Here is a 14324-nt window from a genome sequence, read left to right as displayed (position 1 = left end):
TTATAGAAATGAAACGAGGAAAGAAATATGTGGAAGCTGCGAAAGCAGTTGACCGCGCAACATTATATGATGCACCAGAGGCTATCAGCCTTGTTAAAAAAGCAGCTGTAGCTAAATTCGACGAGACCATCGAAGTTCACATCCGTACAGGCTGCGATGGACGTCATGCAGATCAGCAGATCCGTGGAGCAGTTGTTCTGCCACACGGAACAGGTAAAAAAGTTCGTGTACTTGTATTTGCTAAAGATGCTAAGGCAGAAGAGGCAAAGGCAGCAGGAGCAGACTTCGTAGGAGCTGAGGATCTTATTCCGAAGATCCAGAACGAGGGATGGCTTGACTTCGACGTTGTAGTTGCAACACCGGATATGATGGGCGTTGTAGGTCGTCTTGGTCGTGTACTTGGACCGAAAGGTTTAATGCCAAACCCGAAGGCTGGTACTGTAACAATGGACGTTACAAAAGCTGTTAACGATATCAAAGCAGGTAAGATCGAGTATCGTCTTGACAAATCCAACATCATCCATGTTCCGATCGGAAAGGCTTCCTTTACCGAGGAGCAGTTAAGCGACAACTTCCAGACGCTTATGGGAGCTATCACAAAGGCTAGACCTAGCACACTGAAAGGTCAGTATCTGAAGAGCGTTACAATCGCTCCGACAATGGGACCTGGTGTTAAGCTTAACCCGGTTAAATTAGCTCAGTAATAAATTTTAAATGCCCTGTGCAGAGGTGAGAATCTTTGCATGGGGTATTTTTTATGTTATGGAAATTATTTCGTAATGTTTCAATGACATAAAAAAGCCCTCCGGGCAGGATCGCACTGCGTCGGAGATGAATTATGTCGCTGAAGCGACCCGCCGCAGGCGGAGAATCCTGCAAGCGGGATTCTTTCTTATTTTGAAAAAATTTTCAGGGAGATGGGAGAGTGTCTTGATTTTTTAGCTTAATGCTTTTACAATAAGGCTCAAACCAGTAATAGATGGATAGATTTGGAGATTTGCCAAAGATTTATCATCTAAAGTTTACAAATGAAAACTGAAATTATGTTAGGATATAAAAAAATGGGGGAAACGTTTCTGTAGGGGAGACTTACAGACGAATTTGTCTGAACAGGGAGTATAAATTGAGATCAAAAAAGCGTAAAGCGAAGAAAATAAAGAAACAGGTAAACAAAATAAAAATGATACTCTGCCTGGTGGTGGAGGCTATCGTGATCCTGACACTTGTAGTGATCATCGGTTGGAACAAAGGTGTAGGAGACTGGATGGAGTCTCTGCAGAAACCGGTCGTACGCAAGCTTGAGATGAGTGGCATCAACAGTCCATATGCAGTACTGATGCAGGTAAAAGGCGGTAAGATCATCGGAAATATGAAGGGTGATGAGAAGATCTATCCAGCTTCCATGACAAAGATCATGACTGTGATCGTGGCCATTGAGAACCTGGATGACCTGGATCAGGAGATCACTCTGACACAGGAGATGTTTGCGGGGCTTTATGAGCAGGATGCAACCCAGGCAGGATTTCAGCCAGGGGAAACAGTGCGTGCCATTGATCTTCTCTATGGTGCCATGCTTCCATCAGGGGCAGAGTGCTGTATCGCACTGGCAGATACAGTTGGCGGTTCCAGGGATGGCTTTGTGGAGCTGATGAACAAGAAAGCGCAGAGGCTTGGCATGAATAAGACGCATTTCTGTGATACGACAGGGCTTCATGATCCGGATCATTACAGTACTGTGCGTGATATCGCGGTACTTCTTAGATATGCACTTAAGAATGATACTTTCCGGGAAATTATTGAGAGTCCGCGGCATTCTACAGGAGTGACCAATATCCATCCAAGCGGGATTACATATTACAGTACTATGTTTAAGAATTTATCAGATACTTCTGTAACGGGCGGTCACATCCTGGGCGGCAAGACAGGATATACCAGTGAAGCCGGATTGTGTCTGGCAAGCTTTGCAAAGATCTATGACAGAGAATACATTCTGGTAACTGCCGGCGCAGCAGGCAATACGGGAAGTGCACTGCATGTGCAGGATGCAGTGACGATTTATAATCGGCTTGGGAAAGCGATTGAAGCACAGATGGAGAAGTGATTTTTTATTCTGAAAATTTATCGGCACAGAGGTGTATGCTGTTGCATTGACAGCATAACACTTCTGTGCCGTTTTTGGATTCTTCAAAATGAAATCGTATAGCGGGAACCTGCAATATATTCCCGGCTGATATACAGTGGCTGTCCGTCAGGACTCTCCATAAAAGAATCCAGGATCAGCACAGGATCCCCCAGAGAAAGACTCAGAGTCTGCGCCATATCCGATGAAGCCGTAGTAACAGAAACAGTGCTGCGGCTGGAATCTGCGATACTGTAATGATAAGCAGATTTCAGATATTCAAAAAAAGAACCGTTTTCTACAGCGTTCGGATCAAAATCCGGAAAGAGCTGCACCGGAAGCCAGGTATGCACATCAATGATGGGGATACCATCGGCCAGAAGAAGCCTTTCCAGAAAAAATACTTCCTCACCAGAAGGAAGCTGCAAAAAATCAGAGGTTATGCTGTCGGCAGATTTTTTGCAAAAGGATAAAACATGAGAGGCGGGGCTACGGTCATTCTGGCGGCAGGATTCAGAAAAACTCATATTCTTCTGAGATTCAAATTTCCGGAAGATCATGGGGGATTTTACAAAGGTTCCCTTGCCCTGATGCTTGATAAGATACCCTTGTGTGCAAAGCTCCTCCACTGTACGTCGGACTGTGATCCGGCTGACATGGTAAAGCTCGGCAAGCTCCGGCTCAGGGGGGATTTTTTCTCCGGGCTTATAAGTACCGTTTTTGATCTGCTGGGTGATGATATCCATAAGCTGCTTGTAAAGCGGCTGGATCGAATTTTTATTTAACATAAAAAGATCCTTTCTGAGATTGTTCATAAACGATATTTTACTATAGTGCGGATGTATTTGTCCAGTAAGAGACAAACTTTTGCAGTGCGGAGGAATGTGTATAGGATGAATAATTAATCATAAATCATGAATATACTCTTTACTATAACGTTATAATATGTTATATTTTTCAAAAAGGTAAAATGCAAAAATTTAAGAGAAAGAAAATCATCTGAAAATCCGAAAAAACCTGTATTTTCAATGGATTTAGAGGATTGTCAGACGAATTTCCACGAAAACCGGAGGATGAAAATGGACGCAGTAAAAATCGTAAATAAGATTAACAAAGAGCATGGAACAATCAAAAATGTGTATTTTCTTGCATGCGGAGGATCTCTTGTGGATCTGTATCCGGGATATTATTTTGTCCGTGCGGAATCCGCAGTGATGGATGCACAGTGGATCCCGGCCAGAGAGTTTGCTCTGACACCGCCTAAGAAGCTTGGAAAAGACAGCCTTCTGCTCATCTGCTCTCACAGCGGAAAGACCAAAGAATGCCTGGAAGCGGCGAAAGTGGGAATGAATGCAGGTGCAGCAGTTGTGACCATGACACATGCACCGGGATCTGCCTGCGATACAGATGAGTGGATATCTGTTGTATATGACTGGGCACCGGGAGTGAAAGAAGCAGAGAAGCCGCAGGGAATCGTACTTCGTATTCTTAATGAGCTGATGAAGGTACAGGAGCCGGGATATGTTCTTTATGACAAAATTGCAGAAGGATTTGATAAGATCGATGAGATTATTGCAAAAGCAGTGAAGGATCAGCAGAATGCGGCATGGCTTTTTGCAGAAAAATATTCAGAGGAACCGAACCTTTATATCATGGCATCAGGAGCCTCCTATTCACAGGCCTATGGATTTGCTATCTGTTCACTTCAGGAAATGCAGTGGATGGACTGCGGATACCTGAACAGTGCAGAATATTTCCATGGACCATTTGAGGTGACTGACGAGGAGCACCTTTACATTCTGATGATGAGCCGCGGAAGAAACCGTATGATGGATGAGCGTGTGCTGACTTTCCTTGAAAAATACGGAAAGAAATACGAAGTGATCGATGCGGATAAGCTTGGTATGGAAGCAATTGATGACAGCTGCGTGGAATATTTTACACCAATGCTTTTCTATACCATGACAACTGTTTACCGCACTGCACTGCAGGATAAACGCCGTCATCCGCTGGATATGAGAAGATATATGGGTGTTGTGGAATACTAAAAACGCTGCTGTGCCTGTGCACAGAGAAAGGGGAAAAATGAGCAGATACAGTACAAAACTCCTTGGGTTCGGAGACAATGTTGTGGATATCTACGATCACTTAAAAACCATGTATCCAGGCGGCAACTGTGTAAATGTCAGTGTCTACGGTAAAATGGCAGGCTGTGAAAAGACAGCATATATGGGATATTTCGGGGATGATGACAGGGCAGAGCTGATCATAGATGTGCTGGGAAAAACCGGCGTGGAAACTGTGAAATGCAAACAGCTTCACGGTGAAAACGGCTATTCCAGGATCACATTAAAAGACGGAGATCGTGAATTCCTGGATTTTAATGAGGGCGGCATTCGCGGAAAAACACCTTATATCTTAGATCGTTTTGATCTGGAATACATGAAAGGATTCGATGTGGTACACAGTGGAAATTATTCTTTTACAGAGAGTGAGCTCCACAAGATCAAAGAAGCCGGAATCCCGGTGTCCTTCGATTTTTCTGATGATTCCACAGAAGAATATTATGAAAAAACGGCACCGCATGTTACATATGCTTTTTGCTCTTTTGATGGAACCGATGAGGAAGCAAAAGAACATCTGAAAAAGCTCACCTCCATGGGACCGGAGCTTGCCATGGCTTCTAGAGGTGCGAAAGGCTGTATTCTCTATGATGGGGAGAAATTTTTTGCTCAGGAAGCAGCTCCGCTTGAGAAAGTGAAGGATACTCTCGGTGCAGGAGATTCCCTGATCGCGTCTTTCCTTACAGGCTTTATTGGAAGAACTAAAGCTGGTATGGATAAGGAAACCGCGATCTGTGAAAGTCTTGAAGAGGCAGCTGCTTTTGCAGCAGGTATCTGTGGCATGGAAGGTGCTTTTGGTTACGGAAAAAAATATGAATAGCAGGAGGGGAAAATAATGGGACGCAATGGAAAAAGCAGAGCTCTTATTTGCTTTGTACTGTGCATGATCATGGCTCTGCCGGTATATTTCAGCAGTGCAGTGGCAGTAAAAGCGGCAGAACAGCAGACCATCATCATAGGAACGAATGCAGAGTATTCGCCGTTTGAATACCTGGACGATGATGGAAATATTACAGGTTTTGATTACGATCTTCTGGAGGCAATAGCCAAGGAAGAAAACGTGAAGCTGGTATGGAAGGACATGCCTTTCGATTCCCTGATGGGTTCTATGGAGGCCGGAGATGTGCAGGTGATCGCTGCCGGAATCGGACCTACGGAGGACCGTAAAAAAAGTGTTGATTTTTCCGATGTTTACTACACCGGTACACAGTGCATCATAAGCCGTAAGGATAATCCGATCAAGGATTTTGAGGAGATGTCCGAAAAAACCGTTGCAGTTCTGGAGGGTGCACAGAGTGATATGATCGCATCCGGCGAGACTACCGATTACGGTGAAGTTAAGGATGCCAAAGTAAAAAGATTTAAAAACGCTTCCAGTGCAGTCATGGAGCTGAAAAACGGTGGAGCAGATGCAGTTCTGATCGACAATATCATGGCTGAGATCTACTGCAAACAGAACTCAGACCTGCAGTATGAGTCCGTGCCAAGTACAGCAGAGGATACGGTTTTCTGTATTGAAAAAGGAAACACAGAGCTTGTCCAGATCATCAATGACGGGCTTGCAAAAGTAAAAAAATCCGGGGAATATGATGATCTTTATCAGAAGTATTTTGTGGACACACTTGAAAACAGCGAGGATGTGACAGATGTAGCAGCAACCGATGGTTTTCTGGGACTTTTAAGCTTTATTTTCCTTCAGGATAATCGTTGGAAGTTTTATATTAACGGTCTTGGTATTACGCTGATCGTTTCTCTTTTGTCAGTGATTGTAGGCATCCTGATCGGTCTTGTAGTGGCTTTGGTACGTCTTGGAGCTGCGAAAAAAGGCAGAAGAACCATTCTTTCCACGATCGCGGATATTTATGTTGATGTGATCCGTGGAACACCGTCAGTCCTTCAGCTGATGATCATCTATTTTGCAGTGTTCCACAGCAGGCTGGGCTATGTGGCAGCAGTGGTCAGCTTCGGTATCAACAGCGGTGCATATGTTTCCGAGGTTATCCGCGGAGGTATTTTATCTGTAGACAAGGGGCAGAGCGAGGCAGGTCGTTCTCTGGGCCTTGGGTACAAAGATACCATGCGTTTCATTATCATTCCGCAGGCTGTAAAAACCATCCTTCCGGCAATGGGTAATGAGTTTATCCAGCTGATCAAAGAAACATCTATTTTAGGTTATGTAGGTATCATGGATCTGACAAAGGCGGCAAGCTATGTTTCTTCCCGTACTTATCAGATGTTCATACCGCTGATCGTTGCAGGTATCATGTACTATCTGATCGTGAAGTGCCTGAGCCTTCTGCTGAAGAGATTTGAAAGGAGACTGAGAGAAAGTGATTGATGTTAAAAATCTGAAAAAGTCCTTCGGGGACGTACACGTATTAAAGGGAATCACAACTCACGTAAACAAGGGGGAGTGTATCTGCATCATCGGTCCGTCCGGCTCCGGAAAATCTACATTTCTGCGCTGCCTGAACCTTCTGGAAAAACCGGAGGAAGGAGAGATCACCGTAAACGGACAGCAGCTTCTGGATCCGAAGCTGGATGTAGATAAATTCAGGGAAAATGTGGGAATGGTTTTTCAGCATTTTAATCTGTTTCCCAATATGACAGTATTAAAAAATATCACCCTTGCGCCGGTGCGCCTTGGCAAATGGAATGTAGCGGAAGCTGATCAGAAGGCGAGGGCTCTTTTGAAAAGAGTCGGCCTTGAAGAAAAAGCCGATGTCTATCCCGGAAAGCTTTCAGGCGGACAGAAGCAGAGGGTTGCTATCGCCAGAGCATTGGCAATGAATCCCCAGGTGCTTCTGTTCGACGAACCAACGTCAGCTCTTGATCCTGAGATGGTCGGAGAGGTTCTTGAGGTTATGAAAGAGCTTGCAAAAGAAGGTATGACCATGCTGGTGGTTACTCACGAGATGGGATTTGCAAGGGAGGTCAGTGACAGAGTGCTCTTTATGGATGATGGGGTGATTCTTGAGGATAGAAATCCGAAAGAACTCTTTAGCAATCCTCGGGAGGAAAGGACGAAGGAGTTTCTTTCTAAAGTGTTGTAGTTTCTTAAAAAAAAGTTCTGCTTTGAGAAAGCGGGGAAATTCGTGGGGAGGGGAGGCACTCGAAGTTGCGAAGCCCGTTTCCCCTCCCCACACCCCTCCCCTCCGGCCACGCCGCTGTGATGCGATGTTGGATGCTCAACACATTGGAGATGTTGAGGGATTCTTCGCTTTTGGTTGTGTTGCGTTGTGCCGATGTGGTTGTTGGACGAAGGGGTATTGGCTCCGTACGGAAGTGCTGCTTCGCAGCTGTCCTGTTTGTGGTGGGATTCTGCTTTGCTTCCTTAACAGTCAATATTGTCTCTGTGATTACTTTATATCTCGCCAAGTTCAGAGAACAGACCCACGAGCGGGCCGCTTTCTCGTCCGTGTGGTTTGATCGGCTCTGCGTTCCACTTTGAGTAGCGTGGAATACAGGTAGCCTACGATACCTGGCACTGCCGGAACGTTTTTTCAGGCGTGCCCAAGAAGGGGGTGGGTGAGGGGGATCTTCGGGCTTCGCAACTCTGAGATGGTCCCCCTCACGGTTTTGCCCTACGCATTCCCAAACAGTAACATCCATCCAAAAGCTTTGGGATCTTCATAACGGCAATTTTTTAAATTACCTTATGCTCCAGCCACCGGCGGCTGTGGAATCGCCAGGTGAAGATGATTCCGCGGATCGTCCAGTCTGCGAACATTCCGATCCAGACACCCATGGGGCCGAAGCCCATGACTCGGATCAGAAAGACGCAGAGGCAGAATCTGCAAGCCCACATAGTGCAGCAGGAGGTGATCATGGAGAATTTTACGTCTCCGGCTGCGCGTAAGCCGTAGCCTGGGACGAATGCCATGGTCCAGACGAGAGGTTTTACGATGGTGATCCAGGTTACCATATGGATACACATGGCTGCACTTGTTTTTTCCATGCTGCCCAGGATGGTAACGGGTCGGGCCAGGGCGTAGACTGTAAGACAGCTTACTATGATGACCACTTCTGCGATCACGCAGAGTTTTTTTATGTAATAGACTGCTTCGTCTTTGCGGCCGGCACCGAGGCACTGGCCTACGATGGTCATCAGGCCGACGCCTACACCGATGGCTGCGATTCCATTTAGGTTCTCCAGGATGTTGGTCATGGCCTGGGCTGCGATGGCCGCTGTTCCCAAAGTGGATACGGTTGACTGGATCGCAAGCTTTCCAAGCTGAAACATGCTATTCTCAATTCCGGAGGGAATACCAAGGCCAAGAATACGGCGAATCATAGCCCAGTCCGGACGAATCTTCAGATAATCCCGCACTACGATTGGCTGGCGGTCTTTTCGAAGCTGGTACAGAACTACCACTGCACAGAAGATTCGGGAAACGAGAGTTGAAATCGCTGCGCCTGCAACTCCCATATGGAATACCCAGATCAGGATCGCATTTCCCCCGATGTTCATTACGTTGGAAATCATGGAGATGAGCATCGGCCCTTTTGTGTTATCCTGGGCACGGAAGATCGATGCTGCCGAATCATACGCTGCTATAAATGGAAATGACAATGCCGTATAAAAGAAATAGGTCTCCGAAGCACGCATAACGTCTGCTTCAACTGCTCCGAATATCAGTCGCAGGAGCGGTTTCTGGAAGATCAGGCAGATTGCAGATACAGCCACGGAGATCGCTGTGATGATAAACAGAACCTGTCTGGCTGACATGTTTGCTCTCTCATAATTCTTCTGTCCGATATACTGTGCACATACAATGGCGCCTCCTGCTGCAAGTGCCGAAAAGGCCTGTATCAGAAGCACATTAATGGAATCCACCAGGGATACCGCAGAAAGAGCCGCAGATCCCACATTGCTTACCATCATGGTATCTGCGGTTCCCATTATTGAATTCAATATCTGTTCCAGCACTACCGGAACCAGAAGGTTGCGTATCATCCGGTTCGTAAACATATGCTGCTGTTCCATCTTTTCATCTCCTGCATTATTTTATTAGTTCGTCCGGATATAAATTGTCCGAATTTTATCAATCCTGTATTCTTTGACATTATACCCTTTTCTTGCACTTTTTCCAATATATTTTATGTATTTTTCTCGATTTTTCGGAGTTTTTTTGTGCAAACTATGCAAAAATAATTTTACTGTTTATCATTCATTCCGTCGGATATACCTTCCTGCATCTTTTCTTTTACAGGTTCCGGAACATCGATCAACTTAAAACGATAAAAAATTCCATAAATATAAGTCACACCCCGGATGTCGCCCAGCGCCTTGGGACGATCGACCATAGTACCTTTCTCTTTAATATTGCGATAAGCCATGCGTACAGAACTCCACGCCAGACTTTTGCTGTTCTTTCGCCGGTCGATCCAAAGCTCTTTCGTGTAGATTCCGTTTCTTCCTTTTTTCAGAGTATAAGTAAAATCCAATCCGGAATACGTCTTAAACGAAACTCCCTGAAATGCAATAATACGCTCCCAGAGATCCTCCTCCGAAACTATTTCTTCCATCTGCAATTTCCTCCCTGTCTTTTGTAGGCAAAAATAGTTGTCCAACTTAAAAATAATATTCTCCTGAGATACTGCTAATCGCCACATTTTGTTTCATGATAGCACGAAAACATCCCTCTCACAAGTCCACATTGCGTCCCATATTCCATAAAAAGCTGGCATGTCACTGTCACACTATAGCCCGCAGCCTGTTTTTTTGATGCACAGGAATCATATAATAACTGATTTCGCACCATAACTCACTTTTTTTATTATTGGACACTCTGTATTCAACACATCCTACAGTAGAAAATCTATTTCCCAGATGTTATACTATAATAATCCGTCAGATGAAACATACTCATACTTTGAACGCAGAATCTTATCTGGCACTACAGAAAAAGGAACTTATTTTTATGCAGAGAATCATCACCTACACCATCAAGCCTGAAGATTCAGGAATCCCTATTCTTACTTTTCTTCGAAAAAACGGTTTTTCCAAGCACATACTGACCACCATGAAGCGTGCTGACCATGCCATTCTTCTTAACGGAGAACCGGCTTTTGCAAGGACACTTCTCAACGAACATGATGTTCTACGCATTCTCGTTCCGGAAGAGACCGGTCCGGAGGAACCTATTATTCCTGTAAAAATCCCTCTGAACATTCTCTATGAGGATGAAGACATCCTGGTTTTGAATAAGCCAGCCGACATGCCGGTTCATCCTTCTGCCGGAAACTACGAGAACACACTGGCTAACGGTGTGGCCTGGTATTATAAGCAGCAGGGAAAAACTTTTGTTTACCGCTGCATCAATCGCCTGGACCGTGACACCACCGGTGTTCTTGTTCTGGCTAAAAATCCTTTAAGCGGCGCGCTTCTCTCCGCCCAGATGAAACAGCGCCAGATCCGGCGCACTTATCTCGCGCTCACTGACGGAATCCCTCCGGAAAAGGGGACAATTTCCGCGCCTATCGCAAGAATGGACGACTCTGTAATTACCAGAGAAGTAAACTTCGAAAAAGGAGAAACTGCAGTGACGCATTATGAACGGCTTGCAGTCAGCAACGGCTATTCCCTGGTAGAACTTCATCTGGATACCGGCCGTACACATCAGATCCGTGTGCATATGAAATACATTGGTTGCCCTCTTCCCGGTGATTTTCTCTATCATCCGTTTTTTGACAAAATCAAGCGCCAGGCACTCCATTCTTTTCAGTTGGAATTCACACATCCAATAACCGGAAAACCTTTGTGTTTTCTTGCCCCTGTACCAGAAGATTTCCAAAAGGCATTTTAACCTCTTAATATAAAAAGAAGCCCCGAACAGCTTCCACGCTATCCGGGACTTCCCAACACTCTATTCTTTCTTCTTATCCGCCGAACTTTTCCCAGTGCTCTCACTATCTGCACTATCCGGGCTATCGGCGCTCTCTGTCTTCTGATCCCCCTGCATGATCTTATTCAGCTCCTGGATCATCTCCTCATCCTTCAGCCGGAACTTCACCTCCACACGCCTGGACGCATCCTTATCCACATTACCATCCGCATCCAGAACAGGATCCGCCATAGAATGACCATTTACGGTAAGACAATCCTGCAGCTCCTGAACCTGCGTATCCTTTAAAAAATCCCCCTCAATATTCAAAAGATACTGTGCCACTGCAAGCGACCTCCTCTGAGACAGCTCCAGATTATAGCTGTAGTCTCCATCCGTATCTGTATAACCATCAATAATGATTTCACCCAGATACTTCTTATAGGAATCATTCAAAAGAACCTTACAATATGTCGGCAGTACCATGGACAACGTCCGTTTACCGGAATCCGTCAATTCAGCCTGGTCATAGTCAAACATAACATTTGCATTCAGTGTCAGCGCACCCGTCTGTGAATCAATATCCACATTCAGATTCTTCTTCGCAAATTCCTTTTGCAGCGCTTCTACAACCTCAGCCTTCACACCAATAATCTTATCGATCTGCTGCTGCTGAGACTCCAAAAGCTCCGTTTTCTCATCCAGTGACGACTGCTGTTCTTCCAGCTTCTCTTTCTGGGAAGACAGCTTCTTCTGCTGCTCTTCCAGTTTTTTCTGTTGCTCCTCAAGAGTCTTCTGCTGTTCTTCCAGCGTTTTCTGCTGATTCGTAAGCCGTTCTGCCAGAGACGACAACTCTTTATCCTGGGATTCGATTTTCTCATCCTGGCTCTTCAAAGTCCCCGCCTGTTCATCAAGCGCATTCTGTTTTTCAAGAAGCTCCTCCGTATATTTCTCCTGAAGAGCAATTTTTTCATCCCGCTCCTTCAGGCTGTCATTATAACTCTTCTGCGCCTGAAAAAGAGTCACACACATGATCAGAACAAAAAGAAGCAAAACACCTGCCATCATATCTGAATAGGAACGCCAGATGTTAAATCCTCCATCTTCTGGCCTTCGTTTTTTGTGCATCAATACTTCTCCCCTTTATTGTCTCAACTCAAAAGTCTCCCAACTCTTATTTATTAAAGAAGCCAAAACGCCCTTTCTGAACCACCTTGGTCATCTCACGGATACTTCTCTCGATCTCATCCAGCAGAGCCTCCTGTCTCGCACCCTGACCATCCAGAAGATCCTCCAGACTGTCAAGCTTCTCTTTAAGCTCCTGAGCTCCCGCACCGCTGCCATATCCCCATGGCTGGCCTGCGACCAGATGAATATCCCGATTATTTTTCGCAGTTTTAATCTCAGAAAGCAGTCTGCGTACCTCATCCAGTGTAGCGCTGACCATTTTCTGGCTCTCCGTAAATTCGTTCATCTTAATTTCAAAATTCTCGATCATTTTTTTATCTTCACGGAGAAGCTCTGCACTGATCTTATTCGAATCCGCTGCCGTTTTCATACCTTCAGCCGCACTGTCCACATACTGCCGCATAGACTCATTGCAGGACTTCCACAAAGCAGAAGACTCTTTTTCATTCTCATGCATATGCTCGGCAAGCTTCTCATAATCCCGCTTCTGAAGCTGCTGGATCATCTGATTATCACGCAGGATGCGGTCCGCAGTCTTCATATACTTACTCTGCATCTCATTGATTTCTTTGATTGCATCCTTCATCGCACGTTCCTGCTTCGTGAAAGTTTCACTCAGCTGGCTGCTCATCGTCTTGTAAAGCTCCGATGTGTATTCCGTGTTGTCCTTCTGTGCTTTCTTAAGTTCAGCCAGCGCATCATTAAAATCCTCGAACTGCATCTGGAACGATCCATGCATCTCACTTAAAAATGTGTCCAGAATCTCACGGATCGCATCCTGCTGCCCTTTCGTTACAGACGCAGTAAGCACATCCAATGAATCATTCATCTTCTGAAATGTAGGTGTGATCACCTTCTCAAAGCTGTCCGCCATCTGCACGGAAAACTGTTCTGCCATCTGTTTCATAGCCTCTGTCTGTGTTTTCTGACTGGAAACAAGAAGATTCCAGGATTCATTCTCCGCTGTCGGCAGAACCAGTGCATGAAAACGATCCAGAAAATCCTGCATAGCCTGTGACATGGATGAATAACCGCTCTTCATTCCAAAAGTGTACACCACCGACAGTGCAACACCATAAATCGAGGTAAGAAACGCAACCTTGATTCCATCTACAAGTGCCGATACCGAGCTGGTCATCACCTCATAATCTGTAGGCTGAAAATTCTTCAGCCCCCACACAAGACCGATAAATGTACCAAGGATACCAAGGCTTGTAAAAATATCCGGAGCCATCTCCAGCAGTCTCTTATGAATATGAACATCCACATCTTCAATATTCACAAAATCCTCCACCTCAGCGATTCCCTCTTCTGTCCGGCTGATACTGTCCACAAAATCATCCATTTTTTTGTCCAGATAACGATCACCGAAAATTCCTCTCAGCTGACCGATCTCTTCTTTTCTGGCTCTTCCCGGAAGCTGAAATACCTCTGTGATCTCCGCTGCTCCGTGCTTCAGAGCCGCTGTAAGATTCTCCATCCGATACAAGCCGGCAAAAAGTCCTACAGCATATATGATCACCATAATTCCAAGAAATGTAAAATTATAAAACAATACATTTCCGGAACCCTTACCCACATAAGCAGTAAGAGTAGCTGCTGCCACGGCCACAACCAGAAACAGCACTGTATTCATAAACTTTTTTCCCATGATCTGCCTCCCCTTTTTCTATTTTCGAAAAAAGTTTTCTTTTGTTCCATACTATCATAACATCATTCCCAAAACAACAGAAAAGGACAATTCTCGTCAAAAGAATTGTCCTTTCAGGCACTGATATTTCTCATACTTTTATACGACAGGCTGCATCATCACTGATCAGGATCCTGCGTCCCTGCACACCGACAATCACACCTCCAAGTATCCGGCTGATCACCTGTATGGTCTTTCCCTCACTGACATTGTATTGTCTGATCTGTTCCATCGTTTCCGGCATTCCCGTCATCCATTTAACCGTATAGCTCTCGCCTGCATTTGTCTCATTTAACGACTGCATATGCTCACCTCTTTTTTATGTTTCATACCATTGTAATAGTTTTTCGCTAATTAGTAATATTTAACTTTATTTT

The 14324-nt window shown here is 45.2% G+C and carries 13 protein-coding genes; 7 read left to right on the top strand and 6 right to left on the bottom strand.

The features are described from left to right. Positions 1 to 8 precede the first annotated feature (8 nt). A complete protein-coding gene (gene rplA, locus WMO28_RS12905; RefSeq protein WP_021976011.1) occupies positions 9 to 704 on the top strand; it encodes a 50S ribosomal protein L1 in 696 nt (231 codons plus the stop codon). Positions 705 to 1123: 419 nt separating this feature from the next. Continuing rightward, the gene (locus WMO28_RS12900) at positions 1124 to 2101 is read left to right on the top strand and encodes a D-alanyl-D-alanine carboxypeptidase family protein (protein ID WP_349057212.1); all 978 of its coding nucleotides are present in this window, start codon (positions 1124 to 1126) and stop codon (positions 2099 to 2101) included. A gap of 83 nt (positions 2102 to 2184) precedes the next feature. Here the strand turns inward: WMO28_RS12900 and WMO28_RS12895 are convergent, their stop codons facing one another. After that, the gene (locus WMO28_RS12895; RefSeq protein ID WP_349057211.1) at positions 2185 to 2907 is read right to left on the bottom strand and encodes a GntR family transcriptional regulator; all 723 of its coding nucleotides are present in this window, start codon (positions 2905 to 2907) and stop codon (positions 2185 to 2187) included. A 291-nt stretch (positions 2908 to 3198) separates the two neighbouring features. On the opposite strand from WMO28_RS12895, the gene WMO28_RS12890 reads away from it, so the two are divergent. From WMO28_RS12890 to WMO28_RS12875, 4 genes are read left to right on the top strand one after another with little or no spacing between them, the layout of a single operon-like run. Then, positions 3199 to 4167 (top strand): phosphoheptose isomerase family protein, encoded by a 969-nt coding sequence (locus WMO28_RS12890; RefSeq protein ID WP_349057210.1) that lies wholly within the window; start codon positions 3199 to 3201, stop codon positions 4165 to 4167. Between the two features lie 37 nt (positions 4168 to 4204). Next, positions 4205 to 5062: a PfkB family carbohydrate kinase gene (locus tag WMO28_RS12885; RefSeq protein ID WP_178642695.1), complete on the top strand. Its 858-nt coding sequence runs from the start codon at positions 4205 to 4207 to the stop codon at positions 5060 to 5062. Between the two features lie 15 nt (positions 5063 to 5077). Next, the gene (locus WMO28_RS12880; RefSeq protein ID WP_349057209.1) at positions 5078 to 6580 is read left to right on the top strand and encodes an ABC transporter permease subunit; all 1503 of its coding nucleotides are present in this window, start codon (positions 5078 to 5080) and stop codon (positions 6578 to 6580) included. After that, positions 6573 to 7295 carry an amino acid ABC transporter ATP-binding protein gene (locus WMO28_RS12875; RefSeq protein WP_349057207.1) on the top strand — a complete coding sequence of 241 codons (723 nt, stop codon included), beginning with the start codon at positions 6573 to 6575 and terminating at the stop codon, positions 7293 to 7295. The genes WMO28_RS12880 and WMO28_RS12875 overlap by 8 nt, the downstream gene beginning before the upstream one ends. A gap of 593 nt (positions 7296 to 7888) precedes the next feature. Here the strand turns inward: WMO28_RS12875 and WMO28_RS12870 are convergent. Together WMO28_RS12870 and WMO28_RS12865 are read right to left on the bottom strand one after the other, a co-directional pair. After that, complete coding sequence (locus tag WMO28_RS12870; RefSeq protein ID WP_349057206.1) at positions 7889 to 9229, bottom strand: MATE family efflux transporter; 1341 nt, start codon at positions 9227 to 9229, stop codon at positions 7889 to 7891. A gap of 170 nt (positions 9230 to 9399) precedes the next feature. Beyond that, positions 9400 to 9771, bottom strand: a complete 372-nt coding sequence (locus tag WMO28_RS12865) for a hypothetical protein (RefSeq protein ID WP_178641262.1) — start codon at positions 9769 to 9771, stop codon at positions 9400 to 9402. Between the two features lie 395 nt (positions 9772 to 10166). Here WMO28_RS12865 and WMO28_RS12860 point away from each other — a divergent pair, with 395 nt between their 5' ends. Beyond that, positions 10167 to 11051 carry an RluA family pseudouridine synthase gene (locus WMO28_RS12860; RefSeq protein WP_349057204.1) on the top strand — a complete coding sequence of 295 codons (885 nt, stop codon included), beginning with the start codon at positions 10167 to 10169 and terminating at the stop codon, positions 11049 to 11051. Between the two features lie 60 nt (positions 11052 to 11111). On the opposite strand, the gene WMO28_RS12855 is transcribed toward WMO28_RS12860, so the two are convergent. The 3 genes from WMO28_RS12855 to WMO28_RS12845 all read right to left on the bottom strand — a co-directional run bounded on the left by WMO28_RS12855 (position 11112) and on the right by WMO28_RS12845 (position 14251). Beyond that, positions 11112 to 12197, bottom strand: a complete 1086-nt coding sequence (locus tag WMO28_RS12855) for an OmpA family protein (RefSeq protein WP_349057202.1) — start codon at positions 12195 to 12197, stop codon at positions 11112 to 11114. A 46-nt stretch (positions 12198 to 12243) separates the two neighbouring features. Further along, complete coding sequence (locus WMO28_RS12850; RefSeq protein WP_178641271.1) at positions 12244 to 13908, bottom strand: MotA/TolQ/ExbB proton channel family protein; 1665 nt, start codon at positions 13906 to 13908, stop codon at positions 12244 to 12246. A gap of 130 nt (positions 13909 to 14038) precedes the next feature. Beyond that, positions 14039 to 14251, bottom strand: coding sequence for a FeoA domain-containing protein (locus WMO28_RS12845; protein WP_178641273.1), 213 nt, complete (start codon positions 14249 to 14251; stop codon positions 14039 to 14041). Positions 14252 to 14324: the final 73 nt, after the last annotated feature.

Origin of the sequence: Blautia aquisgranensis, from assembly GCF_040096615.1 — a bacterium.
In the GTDB taxonomy this organism is placed as follows: domain Bacteria; phylum Bacillota; class Clostridia; order Lachnospirales; family Lachnospiraceae; genus Blautia_A; species Blautia_A aquisgranensis.
Note: the sequence above shows the minus strand (reverse complement) of the source record. Positions and strands in the feature narration are given on the sequence as shown.

What these genes read in the sequence shown, in the direction of transcription:
- rplA (WP_021976011.1), top strand. Translation starts at nt 9, where the DNA reads ATGAAACGAGGAAAGAAATATGTGGAAGCTGCGAAAGCAGTTGACCGC.
- WMO28_RS12895 (WP_349057211.1), bottom strand. Translation starts at nt 2,907, where the DNA reads ATGTTAAATAAAAATTCGATCCAGCCGCTTTACAAGCAGCTTATGGAT.
- WMO28_RS12890 (WP_349057210.1), top strand. Translation starts at nt 3,199, where the DNA reads ATGGACGCAGTAAAAATCGTAAATAAGATTAACAAAGAGCATGGAACA.
- WMO28_RS12885 (WP_178642695.1), top strand. Translation starts at nt 4,205, where the DNA reads ATGAGCAGATACAGTACAAAACTCCTTGGGTTCGGAGACAATGTTGTG.
- WMO28_RS12880 (WP_349057209.1), top strand. Translation starts at nt 5,078, where the DNA reads ATGGGACGCAATGGAAAAAGCAGAGCTCTTATTTGCTTTGTACTGTGC.
- WMO28_RS12870 (WP_349057206.1), bottom strand. Translation starts at nt 9,229, where the DNA reads ATGGAACAGCAGCATATGTTTACGAACCGGATGATACGCAACCTTCTG.
- WMO28_RS12865 (WP_178641262.1), bottom strand. Translation starts at nt 9,771, where the DNA reads ATGGAAGAAATAGTTTCGGAGGAGGATCTCTGGGAGCGTATTATTGCA.
- WMO28_RS12860 (WP_349057204.1), top strand. Translation starts at nt 10,167, where the DNA reads ATGCAGAGAATCATCACCTACACCATCAAGCCTGAAGATTCAGGAATC.
- WMO28_RS12855 (WP_349057202.1), bottom strand. Translation starts at nt 12,197, where the DNA reads ATGCACAAAAAACGAAGGCCAGAAGATGGAGGATTTAACATCTGGCGT.
- WMO28_RS12850 (WP_178641271.1), bottom strand. Translation starts at nt 13,908, where the DNA reads ATGGGAAAAAAGTTTATGAATACAGTGCTGTTTCTGGTTGTGGCCGTG.
- WMO28_RS12845 (WP_178641273.1), bottom strand. Translation starts at nt 14,251, where the DNA reads ATGCAGTCGTTAAATGAGACAAATGCAGGCGAGAGCTATACGGTTAAA.